A 16158-nucleotide genomic window follows, 5' to 3' on the forward strand; every position below is an offset into this window, starting at 1 on the left:
CACGCCGGGCGCGGCCGGTATGATCGGCACCGCCGGCGGGCATTACTGCCCCCCGGGGGGTCGCGCTTGTCGAGACCTGTGCAGGTCTCGACCAGCTCGACCACCGGTGAACCGGATCCCTACTTGCGGGCGGTCACCGCGTCCAGGGCGTCGGCGATGCCGTCACCGTAGAAGCTGTTCTCCGCCGACGTGCCCACGCAGGCCGGCCCGGCCGTCGTGGTGGTGCACTCGTGGTCGTCGGCCTGGGCGCGCACGGCGGCCTCCAGCTTGGCCGGCGTCCAGCGCGGGTGCGCCGACTTCAGGAGCGCCAGCACGCCCGCGACGTGCGGCGACGCCATCGACGTGCCGCTCTTCAGACCCCACGTGCCGTCGAGCTCGGTCGACAGGATCGAGCTGCCCGGGGCCGAGACGTCGATCTTGCCGAGGCCGCGGTTCGAGAACGAGCTCAGGTTGCCCGCCTGGGTCAGCGACGAGACGGAGACGACGCCGTCGAACTCGGTCGGGATGTCCTCGCAGCCGGAGTTGATGGTCCGCTGCACCGCCGCCGAGTCGTTCGGGCTGGAGTTGTCCGTGGTGTTGTTCGCCAGGTCGGTCGACGCGTTGCCCGCGGCGGCGGCGTGCACCACGCCGCGGTCGGTCGAGAACTCCACCGCGCGGCGCACGGCCTCCTTGGCGGCCGCCTGGTCGGGCTGGTCCGAGCACCAGTACATGAACGGGTCCACGTAGTACGAGTTGTTCGTGACGTCCATGCGCTCCAGGCCGGCCCACACGAAGCCGCAGACCGCGTACTCCGGGTAGATGTAGCCGTCGTCGTTGACGACCTTGACCGAGGCCAGCTTGACCCCCGGGGCGACGCCCACGATGCCGGTGCCGTTCTGCGCCGCGGCGATGGTGCCGGCCACGTGCGTGCCGTGGTCCGACGTCGTGGGCAGCCAGCCGGTTGCCGACAGGTCGGGCCGGCCGCCGTCGGTGCAGTTCACGGACTGGTCGGCGTCGACCTGGGAGGCCAGGTCGGGGTGCGCGGCGTCGATGCCGGAGTCCAGCACGCCCACCGTGACGCGCGACGACCCGGGGTTGATCTCGATGGCCTGGTCGGCCTTGATCATCTCCATGTCCCACTGCGTCACCTCGCCCGGGTCGGGGTCGTCCGCCGCGGAGCGGGACGGCCCGTCGACCGTGCCGCCCACGGAGTCCTTCTGCCCCTTGCCCACCACCGACCGGCTCTCCTTCGCGCCCGCCGGGGCGTCCGCGCCCGGCGTGCCCTCGGTGGGGGACACGGTGCGGGTGGCGCCCACCGACTCGATGACGCCGAGGCGGTCCGCGCGCACCACGTCCTGGCGGAACGAGCCGTTGGCCGAGTGCACCACGACGACGCCGATCTGCGGCCAGCTCTGCACGACGACGCCGTCGGCCCGCTTGACGGCCTTGGTGGCCAGCGCCGCCTGGGCCGCACCGGCCCGCTCCGTGTTCACGACGTAGGAGAACAAGGCACCGTCCGGCGTGACGATCGGGACCGGCGTCGACTCCGGCTCGTCGGCCGCCGACGCGGCGACGCCGCCGAGCGCGGTGAGGGTGAGCGTCGCCGCCGCGGCGACGGCGATTGCTCTACGGGAGTGGGAGTTCCGCATGGTTCACGCTCCTGTGATCGAGGGGTCCCCGAGCGGGACCCCTCGGGCAACCTACGCGTCCTGACCAGGATCGCCATCGGATCCGCACAAGAGAAACAGGCACGAAACGCGAACTTTCTCACCCAGTTGTTTTGTGGCACAGTGGCGACCGTCCTTGGCCCCGAGACGATAGAGCCTGACACTCCATGACGGCTATGACGACGGCACCTGCTGCCGCCACGCCGGACGACCGGGCCGCTGAGGCTCCCGTCCGCCCCCGCAAGTTCCGTCCCGAGGTCCAGGCACTGCGAGCTCTCGCAGTGCTGCTCGTGGTGATCTACCACATCGACCCCGAGGTTCTCCCGGGCGGCTACATCGGCGTAGACGTCTTCTTCGTGATCTCCGGGTTCCTCATCACGGGCCACCTGTGGCGCGAGGTCTCGACCACGGGCTCGGTGAGCCTCAAGAAGTTCTGGGCCGCCCGCGCCCGGCGCATCCTGCCGGCCTCCCTGGTCGCCACCGTGGCCACGATCCTGATCTCGCTCGTCGTGCTGCCGCCCAACCTCGTGGCGATCTGGTGGCGGCAGGCGCTCGCCTCCGTGCTCTACGTCGAGAACTGGGCGCTCGCGGCCGACGCCGTCGACTACCAGGCGGCCAGCAACGACCCCACCGCCTTCCAGCACTTCTGGTCGCTGGGCGTGGAGGAGCAGTTCTACCTGGTCTGGCCGCTGCTCGTGCTGCTGGCGGTCGGGATCTGGGGCGGTGCGCGCGGCGGCCGGATGGTGAAGAACCCCGAGACGCTGCGCCGCATCCTGCTCGTCGTCTTCGGCGCGGTGCTCGCCGCCTCCTTCGTCTGGGGCGTCTGGCAGTCGCTCGCCGGCGACCCGGTGGCCTACTACTCGACGCTGACCCGCGTCTGGGAGCTCGCCGCCGGCGGCATCCTGGCGCTGCTCATCAAGGACACGCAGCGCCTCGGCCCGCTGCGCAACACGATGGCCGTGTTCGGCGCCGCGACCATCGTCGCGGCGGCCTGCGTGCTCAACGACGGCACCCCGTTCCCCGGCTTCGCCGCCCTCGCGCCCGTGCTGGGCGCGTGCGCCGTGATCCTGGCGGGCCGCACCTCGGGCCCGGGCTCGCTGCGCACGGTCACCGAGTCGTGGGGCGTGCAGCGCATCGGCGACATCTCGTACTCGCTGTACCTGTGGCACTTCCCGGTGATCGTGTTCTTCGGCGTCTACACCGGACGTAGCCCCAAGTTCACCGACGTCATGGTGATCCTCCTGGCCTCGTTCGCCATGGCGATCGCCAGCTACGTCCTCGTGGAGCAGCCGGTCCGGTCGATCCGCTGGTTCCGGGCCGACGGACGCCTGCTCGTGGCCTCCCTCGTCGCGATGCTGCTGGTGGCCGCGCTCACCCTGACGATGCCGTGGAAGCTGCAGGGCATCGTCGAACGGTGGGACGCCAACGCCCAGGCGGTCGACGCGGCCGTGACGGTCCCGAAGGGGATCGAGCAGGACTTCGCGCCGTTCGTCGACGGGCTCACCGGGATCGCGCCGAACCCGATCAAGGCCGCCGACGACCTGGACCCCGAGGTCAGGGAGTGCCAGTCGGGGCAGTCGGCCACCGAGACGACCAGGTGCGAGTTCGGCGTGACCGACAACCCGACGGCGACCGTCGCCGTGGTGGGCGACTCCCACGCCGCGGTGCTCACCGAGCCGATCATCACGGTCGCCGAGGAGCGTGGCTGGCGCGTGGTCACCTACCTGCACTCCGCGTGCCCGTACTCCGCCGACAGCCAGACCGGCGACGAGTCCTACGTCGATGCCTGCAACGAGGCCAACGCGCAGACGCGCGTCGAGCTGCGCGAGAGCGCGCCCGACCTGGTGGTCACCACCTACCACGAGTCGAACAGGTTCGTGGCGCGCGGCTCGGAGGAGTTCGCGGGCGCGGCGGGCCTCGCCGAGGTCTGGAACGAGCTCGGCGACCAGGGCTCGCAGGTCGTCGTGCTGCGCGACACGCCGGGCGCGCGCGGCGACGCCGTCGCGTGCGTCAACAAGAACTACTCCGACCCGTCGGAGTGCGACCTGTCGCGGGACCGCGCCCTGGCCGGCCGGGACGTCGTCCCGGCGGCGCTGGAGGCCGCGCCGCGGGTCAGGGTCGGAGACTTCACCGACTACTTCTGCGACGAGAAGACCTGCCACGCGGTGATCGGGAACGTGCTGGTCTACCGCGACGCCGACCACGTGAGCGCCACCTACGTGAACCAGCTCACCGACCGGCTGCGCAAGGTGCTGCCCCAGGCCCTGTGACGGTCACCCCGGTCCGGCGCCCCGCCCGCTCTCGAAGAGCCAGGGTGCGCCGGACCGGAGCTGTCGTCCCACGACGGGCGCGAGAGTACGCACGTACGTGCTGGTCAGGTGGTCGTCGTCGCGGTAGACCAGCACGTTCCCGACCACCGGCTCGCACACCTCGGGCCCGCAGACGGCGTCGCTGAGGTCCAGGTGGACCGCGGTGGCGGGCACGCCGGGCGCCGTCGGCACGGGCGAGACTGCGGCGAGCTGCTCGGCCCGGGGCCGCGCGCAGTCCTCCGGGACGTCGGCGCGGTCGAGGCACTCGGGCACGAACCACTCGAACCGCGGGTTGTCGCGGACGGTCACCACGCGGATCCCGGCGTCCGCCAGGGCGCGCCACGCCCCGACCTGACCGGGCAGCACCTCCTCGGGGGCGCCGTCCTCGTAGGTGCGGCTCCCCACCACGACGACGACGTCCGGGCGGGCCGCCACCAGAGCGGCCAGCGCCCGCTCGTTCCACGCGACGCACGACGGCGGCGGCACCGGCCCGGCCGTCTGCTCGCCGTCGTCCGGGATGGCCAGGCGGCAGCCGTGCTTGAGCATCTCCCGCAGCTCCCAGCCGTGCTCCCGGGCGAGCGCGGCGAACGCCTCCTCGTACTGCTGCTCGTGCGACGCCCCGGCGAGGTAGACGACGGCGGCCGGGTCGGCCTGGTCCACCACCACGCACTCCAGCAGCTCGGACCGGTCGCCGCCCTGCGCGCAGTCGGGGCGGTCGGGGTGGTCGTCGTAGGCGACCCAGGTGGCTGGCCGGAACGGGACCGGCGGGACCGCGGGGTCTGGTGGGGCCGGGTGCTGGGCGGCTCGGTCCCCGCCGGCTGGGGCGTCCGGGTCGTCCGGGGCCGGGGTGTCCGGCGCCCGGACGTCCGGCGCCTGGGCGGCGGACCGGTCCGGGACGAGCGCCGCGGCGCCCGGGTGGTCGGGCGACGGTGCGAGCAGGTCGGTGACGTTCTGCCGCACCGTCTCGTCGTGCGCTGTGGCCGCGGCCTGGGCGCCGCCGAGCACCAGCACTGCGGCGCCCGCCAGCACCGCGAGGGTGCGCCGGCCCGACGGCAGGGCGCCGGCCCGGCCGGTCAGGTCGCTCGTGCGGTCGGCCGGGGCCGGGCCGGAGCGCGCGGCCCGGCGTGCGGCCAGCCGGCGCGTGACGTGCGCGAGCAGCGGCTCGGCCACGTAGCGCGTGGTGAGCCAGGCGAGGGCTGCCGAGACGGCCAGGATCGCGCCGGCGGCGAGCGGGCCGGCGTGCCGGTAGCCCGTGGTCAGCAGCCAGAACACCAGCACGGGCCAGTGCCAGAGGTACAGCGCGTAGGAGACGCGGGCGCCCAGGCGCAGCGGGGCGCTGTCCAGCAGGAGCTCGACGCCCCGGGGTCGCGCGGGCTCCCCGGCCGACGCCGGGCCCGGGGCGGCCGCCGTCGTCGGCCCGGGGACCGAGCCGACCGGCCCGGGGACGGTCGCCGCCAGGACCAGCGCTGCCCCGCCCACGGGGACGAGGGCCCAGGCGCCGGGGAACACGTCGGCGCCGTCGACCACGAAACCCGACCCGACGACCAGGGCGAGCCCCGCCCACCCGGCCCACGTCCGGGCCGGGCCCGTGGCGAAGGAGCCCGGCCGGGAGGAGGCCCGCCGCGTCGCCGCTCCGACCGCCCGCGGCAGGGTGAGCGCGAGCAGCGCGCCCACGCCGATCTCCCAGAACCGCGTGAACGTGCTGAAGTACGCGACCGGCTGGTCCACCTCGACGAGCCACAGCGCGTACGCGAACGACGCCGCTGTGGCCGCGGCCGTCACCGTGGTCACCAGGCCGCGCGGGGTCAGGCGGGTGCGCCCGGCCCGCGCGCGGCGTCGGGCGACGGCGACCAGGCCGAGCACCACCAGCGGCCAGACGGCGAAGAACTGCCCCTGCACCGAGAGCGACCAGAAGTGCTGCAGCGGGCTGGCGTCGGGCCCGGCGGCGCCGTAGGCCAGCGAGGAGCTCACCAGCTCCCAGTTCTGCCAGGACGTCGCCGACGCCCCGACCTCGCGCAGCCCCGCCGACCAGCGCAGCCGGGGCGCGAGCGCGAGCAGGGCGACCGTGACCGCGGCGAGCACCACGAGCGCCGCGGGCAGCAGCCGCGCGAGGGTGCGGGCGTAGTGCGCCGCGAGCCGGAGCGTGCCGCCCTCGGCCCGGCGCAGCAGCGCCCCGGTCGCGAAGTACCCGGACAGCACCAGGAACACGTCCACGCCGCCCGAGACCCGGCCCTGGCCGAAGAGGTGGAACGCGACCACGAGGAGCAGGGCGAGCCCGCGGAGGCCGTCGACCGCGCCGACCCGCACGGTCGGAGCGGCAGGGCCCGGGGGGTGAAGGTGAGACACGTCGGCAAGGTAGGGCCCACGCCTTAAGCCCGGATGGACCGCAGATCACGACCCGATGTCGCCTGACGGTACTGGCCCCGGTTCAGCAGGCGTTCCCCTACCGTCAGCGGGGTGCACGCGGTCGGGGAACGCCTGCTGAATCTCCGTCAGTCTGCTCAGCCCACCGTGGCTGAGCCCGCCGTTGCCCGGCGGGCCGCCTGGGTTTCCGGGTCCGGGACCGGGGCCGCCGCCAGGAGGCGCCGCGTGTACTCCTGCTCCGGGCTGCCGAGCACCCGGGCCCGCGGGCCCGACTCCACCAGCCGGCCCTGGTGCAGGACGGCGACGCGGTCCGCGAGCTCGTCCACCACCGCGAGGTCGTGGCTGATGAACAGGCACGCGAAGCCGAGGGACTGCTGCACCTGGCGGAACAGCTCCAGCACGGTGGCCTGCACGGACACGTCCAGGGCCGACGTCGGCTCGTCGGCGATGAGCAGGTCCGGGCCCAGCGAGATGGCCCGGGCGATCGAGACGCGCTGGAGCTGGCCGCCCGAGAGCTCGTGCGGGTACCGGGACACCCACGACGCCGGGAGCTCCACGCTCTCCAGCAGCTCGGCGGTGCGCCGTTCGAGCTCGGGGCCGCGCAGGCCCGCGTGCACCCGCAGCGGCTCGGCCACGGACTCGCCGACCGAGTAGCGCGGGTTGAGCGACGCCGCGGGGTTCTGGAACACGACCCCGATCCGGGCCCGGGCCGCCCGGACCGCCTTCGGGGCATCGTGACCGGGGCGGGTGCCGACCACCTCGACCGACCCGGAGGTGACGGGCGCCAGCCCCAGCGCGCAGCGCCCCATGGACGACTTGCCGGAGCCGGACTCGCCCACCAGCGCCACGATCTCGCCGGGCCGCACGGCCAGCGTCACGCCGTCGACGGCGCGCACCGCGCGGCCCCGCCGGTCGCGGTACTCCACCACCAGGTCCTCGAACGCCAGCGCCGGCCGCTCGGCGCCGGCCGCGCCGCTGGCCCGGTCGGGCGTGCCGATCCGGGGCACGGCCGCCAGCAGCTCCCGCGTGTAGGCCGCGCGCGGCGCCGCGAAGAGCTGCCGCACGGGCGCCGTCTCGACCACCTCGCCGCCGCGCATCACGACCACGCGGTCCGCGAGGTCGGCGACCACGCCCATGTCGTGCGTGATCAGCACGATCGAGGTGGACACCCGCTCCCGCAGCCGCCGCAGCACGTCCAGCACCTCGCGCTGCACGGTGACGTCGAGCGCGGTGGTCGGCTCGTCCGCGAGCAGCACCTCGGGGTCGCAGGCCAGCGCCATCGCGATCATCACGCGCTGCGCCTGGCCGCCGGAGAACTGGTGCGGGTAGAACTTCAGGCGCTCGGCCGGGTCGGGCAGCTCGACCATGCGCAGCAGCTCCACGGCCCGCTCCCGGCGCTGCGCGCGCGTCAGGTCCGGTGCGTGCCGCCTGAGCATCTCGTCGAGCTGGAAGCCGACGGTGAACACCGGGTCCAGCGCGCCCGCGGAGTCCTGGAAGACCATCGCGACGCGCCGCCCGCGCACGTCCTGCAGCGCGCGGCGCTCCAGGCCGATCAGCTCCACGGGCTCGCGGCCCGCGCCGCCGAGGCGGGCGCTGCCGCCCACCGTGGCGTGCCGGCCGAGCAGCCCGAGCAGGGCGAGCGACGTGACGCTCTTGCCCGAGCCGGACTCGCCGACGACGGCGAGCACCTCGCCCGGCAGCACGTCGAACGACACCCCGCGCACCGCGTGCACGTCGGGGGCGTGGCCGTCGTCGACCCGGAAGGTGACGGTCAGGTCGCGGACCTCCAGGACCGGCGCCGGGCCGGGCGCGGGGTCCGGACCGGAGGCGGTGGCGGTGGCGAGCGCGGAGTCGGGGGCGGCGTCGGTCACGGTTCTCCTGTTCCGTCCGCCGGCTGGGCGTCGCGGTACGCCTCCCAGTCGGCGAGCATCTTGCGGTGGTACCCGGCAAGCCATTCCATGTAGTTGCGCGCGTTGACGAGTCGCTTGTGCGGGCCGTCGGCCTCGCCCGCGATGGCGAGCCCGTCGTCGATCACGTTGCGCAGGTGGCCCAGGTAGGCCCGTTCGCTCGCGAGGAAGCTGCCCCAGATGTCGTCCTCGACGCGGAAGTAGTGCTGGCGGTCGCCGAGCACCGCGTGCCGCTTGACGAACCCGGTCTCGACCAGGCGCCGGGTGCTCGTGGAGACGGCGCCGGCGCTGGCCTTGAGCAGCTTCGCGATCTGCTGCGACGACAGGTACGGCCGGTCCACGATCATGAGCAGGCCGACGATCCGGCCCTCCATGCGCGGGCTGTGCGACGCCCCCCAGGTCAGGGCGAACTGCTCCACGAAGTGCTCCGCGGCGGCGTCGAGCACGGGTTCGTCGACGCCGTCGGCGGGCTGGGCGGTGGACTGGTCCGTGGACGAGTCCGTGGGCTGGTCAGCGGGGGTGTGGCTGCTCATGGGCCCACCCTAGGATCCGGGTTCACGAGCGACCCCTCGGGTCGAGCACGTCGCGCAGCACGTCACCCAGGGTGATCATGGCGAGCACCGTAATGGTCAGGACCGTCGCGGGTGCCACGAGCATGTGCGGCGACGTCTGGAAGTAGGACTGCGCGCTGGACAGCTGCAGCCCCCACGAGATCGACGGCGCGTTGAGCCCCAGCCCGAGGAACGTCAGGGTGGACTCGGCCACGATCACGCTGCCCACCATGATGGTCGCCACGGCCAGCACGGGGCCGAGCGCGTTGGGCAGCACGTAGCGCGCGATGATCCGCCGGTCGGGCAGGCCCATGGCGCGGGCCGCCTCCACGTAGGGCGCGTCGCGCACCGTGCGCACCGAGCCGCGCACCAGCCGCGCCATGGTGGGCCACGAGAACAGCGCCAGCACCAGGGCCACGGACACGGCGGACCGCGAGCCCACCGACGTCAGCACCACCACGGCGCCGAGCAGGAACGGGAAGCCGAGGAACACGTCGGTCAGCCGGGCCACGACCCGGTCGAGCCAGCCGCCGTAGTACCCGGCGAGCGTGCCGACCACGAGCGCGACGGCCAGCGCGACGGCGGTGCACAGCAGCCCCACGGTCAGCGACGCGCGGGTGCCGAACACGACGTTGGCCCACACGTCGCAGCCCTGCACGTCGGTGCCCAGCACGTGCCCGCCGCCGGGCGGCAGGGCGCTGGAGGCCAGGTCGCAGGCCCGCGGGTCGGGGTGGCCGAACCAGCCGGCGAACGCCGACGGGACGAGCGCGACCAGGCCGAGCACGGCCAGCACGGCCGCGGACACCCAGAACAGCGCACGACGGCGCAGGGTGCGCCAGACGCCGCGCCGGGCGACGGCCGGTGCGGTGGCGGGGGCCGGGCTCCCTGGGGCGGCGGGTCCCGTCGCGGCGGGGGCGGCGGGCAGGGGTTCACTCATGGCGGATCCTCGGGTCGAGGACGGAGGCGAGCAGGTCGACCAGCAGGTTGGTCACCAGGAACACGAGGATGAGCGCCGTGGACACGCCCACGATGGTGGGCCCCTCGTGGGCTCGGATCGCCTGGAACAGGAGCTGCCCGACGCCGGGCAGGTTGAACACGCCCTCGACCACCACGGTGCCGCCGAGCAGGTACCCGAGGTCGATGGCGAGGAACGTGAGCACCGGGATCGCGGAGCTGCGCAGCACGTGCACCCCCACCACCTGGCGCTCGCGCAGGCCCTTGGCCCGCAGCGTCCGCACGAAGTCGGTGCGCAGCGTGTCCACCACGGAACCGCGCATCAGGCGGGCCACGGAGGCGAGCCCGAACACGGCGATGACCGCGGCGGGCAGCAGGTACGCCGTCGGCCAGCCCGCGCTCGTGCCCGCGACGGGGAACCAGGCGAGCTCCACGCCCAGCCAGAGCTGGGCGGAGACGGCGAGCACGAACACCGGGATCGACGTCGCCACCACGGTGCCGGCCAGGACCAGGCGGTCGCTGACGGCGCCGGCGCGCAGCCCGGCGACCAGGCCGAGCAGCACCCCGAGCAGCACCTCGATGCCCCAGGCCGTCAGCGCCAGGGTGATGGTCACGGGCCAGCGCAGGGCCATCCGGTCGGCCACGGACTGCCCCTGGAACGTGGTGCCCAGGTCGCCCTGGAGCAGCCCGCCGAGGTAGCGCAGGTACTGCTGCAGCACGGGCTCGTCCAGGTGGTAGCGCTCGCGCAGCTCGGCCACCACGTTGGGCGCCAGGGGCCGGTCGCCGCCGAGCGCGGCGATCGGGTCCCCGGGCAGCGCGAACACCATGAGGTAGATGATCAGCGTGACGCCGAGGAAGACCACGAGCAGGTCGACCAGGCGCCGGGTGACGCGCCGGGTCATCCGCGCGCCGCCAGCACGTGCGACATCGCCAGCGTGGCACCGTACTGCACCCCGACGAGCCGCTCGACCGGCAGCACCTCCAGGCCGGTCACGGCCTGGGCGTCGGCCAGCCAGCCGTCGTACAGGTCCCGGGCGCGGGCGTGCACCCGGCGCAGCCGCGCCGTGGCCAGCCCGGCGGTGGCCTCGGCCTCCAGGGCGCGGACCAGCATGCCGCCGAACCGCAGCCGGAACATCCGGACCACCTCCTCGTTGCTGAACACCTCGGCGCCCGTCGCGGCCCGGGACGCCAGCCGCCCGGCGCGCACGAGCTCGCTGGTGCCGGCCGACGTCATCATCGGTACGAAGGACTCGCTCGCCCGCAGGAACGGGCTGCGCAGCGTGAGGTCCCCGCGTGCCTCCTCCAGCAGCGCCGTCAGCGTGCCGCCGAGCTCGACCAGGGCCTCGGCCTTGGTGCGCACCACGTCGGCGTAGTCGGCGTCGGACTCGCTCGTGTCGTCCGCCGACGGGTGCGACCAGTACGGCAGCTCGGCGATCAGGGAGACCGTCCCGTGCCGCCGCGCGTAGGCCGCCGATCCCTCGCCGCCCACCATGGTGGGGGCGTCGAACCCGAGGGACTCCAGGTAGTCGTACTCGTCCCGGGTCGAGCCGGCCCGGTAGATCGCGGGGGCCAGCCGCTCCAGGGCGGGGGACTCCGGCTCGCCGGTGTCGAGCGGCAGCCCGAGCGCGGCGGGCACCGCGTGCAGCGGCCCGACGGCGTCCGGCAGGTCCTCGCTGAGGTAGTAGTACACGCCGCCCAGCTCGGCGTTGTGCAGGCTGACCATCAGCTCGGGCCGCAGCTCGTCGATCAGGCGCATGAGCGCCTGCGTCTCCGGGATCACGTCGTCGAAGTACGCGCCCTTGTAGGCGAACGGGAACGTCCACTCCACCTGCTCCGCCGGCGCCGGGCGGTAGAAGCCCCGGGCGTAGGCGGCGCGGTCGGCCGGGTCGCCGAACCAGGACTCGTTCAGCCGGGTGCCGTCCGGGTCGATGCACGGCACGAGGTGCCACGTGGCGCCGGTCGCGGCGCGCAGCTCGGCGTCGGTCACCAGCTCGGCGGCCAGGTGCTGGAGCGTGCGGAACCCGATGGGCTCGTTGGGGTGCACGCCCGCGAAGAGCAGGTGCGGCCGCGGGCCGTCGCCCACCGAGAACATCTCGATGGGCTCCCCGAGCCGCGACGTACCCACGCGCCGGCGGCGCACCAGCGCGGGGTGGTCGTCGGCCAGGGCCGAGAACCAGTCAAGGAGCGCGTCGACGGTGGGGAAGTCGCTGATCGGGGGGACGGCGCGGGCCCGGTCGAGCACGTCGTCGAGCAGGCCCGCGTCGAGCGCCCCGGTGGCGGTGGTGCTCATGCGCCCTCGGTGAGGACGACGGCGCTGAAGGTCGGGTTGCCGACCGCCGACGTCGGCAGCTCGGCCACGCGCTCCGAGGTGACGTAGGAGTAGGTCTCGAAGAACAGCGGCGGCGCCGGGAAGTCCTCCAGCAGCCGCTCCTGCACCGCGGCGTACGCCTCGCCTGCCGCCGTCGGGTCGGCCTCGGCGTCGGCGTCGGCGATCAGCTCGGCGACGTCGTCCTCGTAGTACGGGATGCAGTTGGGGCAGCCGCCGTTCTCGACGTAGAACGAGCGCAGCGTGTTCTGCTGGCTGGGGTACAGGGCGCCCCAGCGGGAGAAGAACGGCCCGTCGATGTCCCCGGCCGTGCGCTTCTCGGAGAACTCGGCCCAGTCGGCGCTCGGCGTGGCGACGGCCTCGACGCCCAGGTTCTGCCGCAGCTGGTTGGCGATGGCCTTGTACAGCTCGTCGAGGCCGATGCCGCCCGGGAAGTAGATGTCGATGGTGCCGTCGAAACCGCCGGCCTCGTCCAGCAGGGCCTTCGCGGCGGCCGGGTCGTACTCGCAGAACTCGGCGCAGATGCCCTCGGGCGTGCCCGCCTCGACGGCCGGCGTGAACGCCGTGGCCGGGGTGTACAGGCCGCCGTAGACGACGTCGGAGATGGTCGAGCGGTCGATGGCCATCGAGATGGCCTGCCGCACGCGCACGTCCTGGTACCGCTCGTCCCACAGCGGGAGCCCGAGGTAGGAGATGCCGGGCGCGTCGAACGTGTACAGGCGGTCCGCGAAGTCGGCGTCGGCCTGCGGCAGCCGGGCCGCGGGCACGCTCGCGACGTCGATGTTGCCCGCCTGGACATCGGTGTAGGCGGTGGTGGCGTCGGCGTACGGCACGAACGTGATGGCGTCGACCGTGGGGGCCGTGCCCTGGTAGTCGGCGTAGGCCTCGGTCTCGATCGGCTCGTTCTCCACGTAGTCGCCGACCACCTGGAACGGGCCGTTGCCCACGGGGTGCGTGTTGTAGGCGTCCATGTCCGTGAGGGCGGAGGCCGGCATCGGGTACATGGCGGTCTGCGCCTGGCTGACCTGCATCGGGAACTGGCCGTCGGGGCCGTCCAGCGTCACGGTGAACGTCAGGTCGTCCGTGACGGCCAGGCCCGACATCTCGGAGGTCTCCGGGTCGCCCTCGGCGGGGTTCAGGTCGTCGTACCCGGCGATGCCGGCGAGCTGGCCGGAGTTCTCGAACGCGTCGGGCCCGTAGGCGACGGCGTTCCAGGAGTCGACGTACGACTGCGCGGTCACGGGCGTGCCGTCGTGGAACGTCCAGCCGTCGCGCAGGGTGACGGTCCAGGTGGTGGCGTCGTCCGACTCGATCGACTCGGCGGCCACGTAGGTGAGCTCGCCGTCGGCGTCGACCCAGGTCAGCGGGGACCAGACGGCCATGTTGAGGTCGTAGGCCACGGTCTGCCGGGCGGGGATCGTCTGGATCGGGTCGGTGACGGCCACGCTGATCGAGCCGCCGCCGGTGCCGGCGGCGTCGTCGTCGGCGCCTGCCGAACCGCAGGCGGACAGGGCGAGGGTCAGGGCGAGGGCGGTCGCAAGGGGGAGAGGCCGGAGTCTCGGGTTCATGGTTCCTCCACGGGTAGCGCGCTCTCGCGCACCGGGTCCTGCTCGGGTGGCGAACAGTTGAGCGCACCCCGCCGATCGAGGTCAATGAAGTTTCAGAAGGAAATGAAAGTTTTACGCGGCGGTCACACGGGACGGGTCCCGGAGGGGCCCTCCCTGGTGGTTCGATGGCCCTGTGATCCACACGAGCGACTACGAGATCCAGGACGAGGCCCGCGTGCGCGACCTGGTCCGCACCCACGGCTGGGCCACCCTCGTCTCGGTGGCCGACGACGGCGCCCCGGTCGCCTCCCACCTGCCGGTCCTGCTGGAGGACACGCCGCCGGGGGAGCCGATGAGCCTGCTCACCCACGTCGGCCGGCCCGACGAGGTGCTGCACGCGCTGGACAGCGGGCGCCAGTCGCTGCTCATCGTGCAGGGCCCGCACGGCTACGTCTCGCCCGGCTGGTACGAGATGACGCCGGCCGTGCCCACCTGGGACTACCTCGCCGTGCACCTGTGGTGCACCGTCGAGCTGCTCGGGCCGGAGGAGTCGTACGGCGTGCTGTCCGACACCGTGGACCGGTACGAGTCGGTCATGCCCTCGCCCGTACGGCTGCCGGGCGTCGAGGAGTACGCGCACCGCATCGCCAAGGGCGCCGCTGGGTTTCGCCTGCGCGTCGTCCGCTGGCAGGGCAAGGCCAAGCTGAGCCAGGACAAGCCGCGCGAGGTGGTGGAACGCGTCGTGACGGCGCTGGAGTCGGACCCGCACTACGCGCAGCCGGCGCTCGCGGCCGAGGTGCGCGCCGAGCTCGACCGCCGCCGGGACGGCGAGGCATGACCGGCGCCGCACCCCTGCTCCTGACGAACGCCCGCCTGGTGGGCGGGGCGGCGTCGAACGTAGGGGCCGTCGGTGCATCGGGGGGTGTTGCGCCGACGATGCCTACGTTCGACGGGGCCGTCGACGGGCTCGTCGATGTGCTGGTGCGGGACGGGGTGGTTGTCGCAGTTGCCGGGGGCGGGCGTCTTGGCGCGGACGGCGCCGAGCGGGTCGATCTCGGCGGGCGCACCCTCATGCCCGGGCTCTGGGACGCGCACGTGCACCTCACGCAGTGGGCGCTGGTGCGGCGCCGGCTCGACCTGTCGGGCGCGCGCTCGGCGGCCGAGGCGGTCGCCCTCGTGCGCGACCGGCTCGCCGAGGGGCTGCCCGAGCCCGGGACCGCGCTGGTCGGTTACGGGTTCCGGGACGCCCTGTGGCCGGACGTCCCGACGGCGGACCTGCTCGACGCCGTGGCGGGCGAGGTGCCGGTGGTGCTCGTCTCGGGCGACCTGCACTGCGCCTGGCTGAACACCGCCGGCCTGCGGTTCGCGGGCGTGGCGGAGCACCCCACGGGCGTGCTGCGCGAGGCCGAGTGGCTGCCGCTGGCCGCCGTCGTCGACCGGGCTCCCGACCACCTGGCCGACGCCTGGGTGGCCGACGCCGCCGCGGCCGCCGCGGCGCGTGGCGTGGTGGGCGTGGTCGACCTGGAGATCACCGACAACCTCACGGCCTGGCGCCGCCGGTTCGCCGCGGGCTTCGCCGCGCTGCGGGTGCGCGCGGGCGTCTGGACCCCCTGGCTGAACGACGTGCTGGCGGAGGGGCTGCGCAGCGGCGCCGTCCTGCCGGGCACCGGCGGCCTGCTGGAGCAGGGGCCGTTCAAGGTGGTCACGGACGGCTCGCTCAACACGCGTACCGCCTACTGCCACGACCCGTACCCCGGCCTGACCGGGCCCGAGGCGCACGGGATCCTGTCCGTGCCCCCGGCCGAGCTGGTCCCGCTCATGGCCCGCGCGCACGCCGGCGGGCTGCGGTGCGCGATCCACGCGATCGGCGACCACGCCAACACGCTCGCGCTCGACGCGTTCGCCGCGACCGGCGCGCGCGGCTCGGTCGAGCACGCGCAGCTCCTCGACCCCGCCGACCTCGCGCGGTTCGCGCAGCTCGGCGTGGTGGCGTCCGTCCAGCCCGAGCACGCGATGGACGACCGCGACGTCGCCGACCGGCACTGGGCCGGTCGCACGGACCACGCCTTCGCGTTCGGCGCCCTGGACGACGCCGGCGCGGTGCTCGCCCTGGGCTCGGACGCACCGGTCGCGCCCCTCGACCCCTGGTTCGCGATCGCTGCGGCGATCAGCCGGTCCCGCGACGGGCGCGCGCCCTGGCACCCGGAGCAGCGGATCGGCCTGCGCACGGCCCTGGCGGCGTCGACGGACGGGCGCGGGCTGGTCCCGACGGCGGGGGCGCCGGCCGACCTGGTGGTCCTGGACGCGGACCCGCTGGTGCTGGGGGCTGACGGTGCTGGTGCTGGTGCCGGGGGCGGGGGTGCGGGTGCGGGCGGCGAGGGCGCGGACGGGGCTGACGCAGGCGCGGAGGCCCTGCGCTCGATTCCGGTAGCGGGCACGCTGCTGGCGGGCCGCTGGACCCACCGGACGTTCTGACCCGCGCCTTGGGCGCGCCCGGCGGCGCGCGTCCGGTTGATCGAACGTAGGGTCCGTCGGCGCATGAGCGCTCATGCGC

11 protein-coding genes are annotated in these 16158 nt (G+C 74.2%); 3 read left to right on the top strand and 8 right to left on the bottom strand.

Annotation, left to right across the window (positions count from 1 at the left end; translation table 11 throughout):
- Positions 1–119 precede the first annotated feature (119 nt).
- Positions 120–1628 carry a S8 family serine peptidase gene (locus ACFU5G_RS22585; RefSeq protein WP_377249824.1) on the bottom strand — a complete coding sequence of 503 codons (1509 nt, stop codon included), beginning with the start codon at positions 1626–1628 and terminating at the stop codon, positions 120–122.
- A gap of 194 nt (positions 1629–1822) precedes the next feature.
- Between ACFU5G_RS22585 and ACFU5G_RS22590 the strand changes: the two genes are divergently transcribed.
- A complete protein-coding gene (locus ACFU5G_RS22590; protein WP_377249827.1) occupies positions 1823–3916 on the top strand; it encodes an acyltransferase family protein in 2094 nt (697 codons plus the stop codon).
- A gap of 3 nt (positions 3917–3919) precedes the next feature.
- Here the strand turns inward: ACFU5G_RS22590 and ACFU5G_RS22595 are convergent, their stop codons facing one another.
- The 7 genes from ACFU5G_RS22595 to ACFU5G_RS22625 form a co-directional block, all read right to left on the bottom strand.
- On the bottom strand, positions 3920–6301 hold the full coding sequence (locus tag ACFU5G_RS22595; protein ID WP_377249829.1) for an acyltransferase family protein: 2382 nt from the start codon (positions 6299–6301) through the stop codon (positions 3920–3922).
- A 155-nt stretch (positions 6302–6456) separates the two neighbouring features.
- Positions 6457–8190 (bottom strand): dipeptide ABC transporter ATP-binding protein, encoded by a 1734-nt coding sequence (locus ACFU5G_RS22600; protein ID WP_377249831.1) that lies wholly within the window; start codon positions 8188–8190, stop codon positions 6457–6459.
- Complete coding sequence (locus tag ACFU5G_RS22605; RefSeq protein WP_377249833.1) at positions 8187–8759, bottom strand: GbsR/MarR family transcriptional regulator; 573 nt, start codon at positions 8757–8759, stop codon at positions 8187–8189. The genes ACFU5G_RS22600 and ACFU5G_RS22605 overlap by 4 nt, the downstream gene beginning before the upstream one ends.
- 22 nt (positions 8760–8781) lie before the next feature.
- The gene (locus tag ACFU5G_RS22610) at positions 8782–9714 is read right to left on the bottom strand and encodes an ABC transporter permease (protein ID WP_377249835.1); all 933 of its coding nucleotides are present in this window, start codon (positions 9712–9714) and stop codon (positions 8782–8784) included.
- Complete coding sequence (locus tag ACFU5G_RS22615; RefSeq protein WP_377249837.1) at positions 9707–10633, bottom strand: ABC transporter permease; 927 nt, start codon at positions 10631–10633, stop codon at positions 9707–9709. The genes ACFU5G_RS22610 and ACFU5G_RS22615 overlap by 8 nt, the downstream gene beginning before the upstream one ends.
- Positions 10630–12021: a M14 family zinc carboxypeptidase gene (locus ACFU5G_RS22620; protein WP_377249839.1), complete on the bottom strand. Its 1392-nt coding sequence runs from the start codon at positions 12019–12021 to the stop codon at positions 10630–10632. Before ACFU5G_RS22620 ends, ACFU5G_RS22615 begins: the two co-directional genes overlap by 4 nt.
- Complete coding sequence (locus tag ACFU5G_RS22625; protein ID WP_377249842.1) at positions 12018–13625, bottom strand: ABC transporter substrate-binding protein; 1608 nt, start codon at positions 13623–13625, stop codon at positions 12018–12020. Before ACFU5G_RS22625 ends, ACFU5G_RS22620 begins: the two co-directional genes overlap by 4 nt.
- Positions 13626–13797: 172 nt before the next feature.
- Between ACFU5G_RS22625 and ACFU5G_RS22630 the strand changes: the two genes are divergently transcribed.
- Together ACFU5G_RS22630 and ACFU5G_RS22635 are read left to right on the top strand one after the other, a co-directional pair.
- Positions 13798–14442 (top strand): FMN-binding negative transcriptional regulator, encoded by a 645-nt coding sequence (locus ACFU5G_RS22630; protein ID WP_377249844.1) that lies wholly within the window; start codon positions 13798–13800, stop codon positions 14440–14442.
- 98 nt (positions 14443–14540) lie between these two features.
- Positions 14541–16079, top strand: coding sequence for an amidohydrolase (locus ACFU5G_RS22635; protein ID WP_377249847.1), 1539 nt, complete (start codon positions 14541–14543; stop codon positions 16077–16079).
- Positions 16080–16158: the final 79 nt, after the last annotated feature.

Origin of the sequence: Promicromonospora sp. NPDC057488 (assembly GCF_042802395.1) — a bacterium.
Taxonomy (GTDB): Bacteria; Actinomycetota; Actinomycetes; order Actinomycetales; family Cellulomonadaceae; genus Promicromonospora.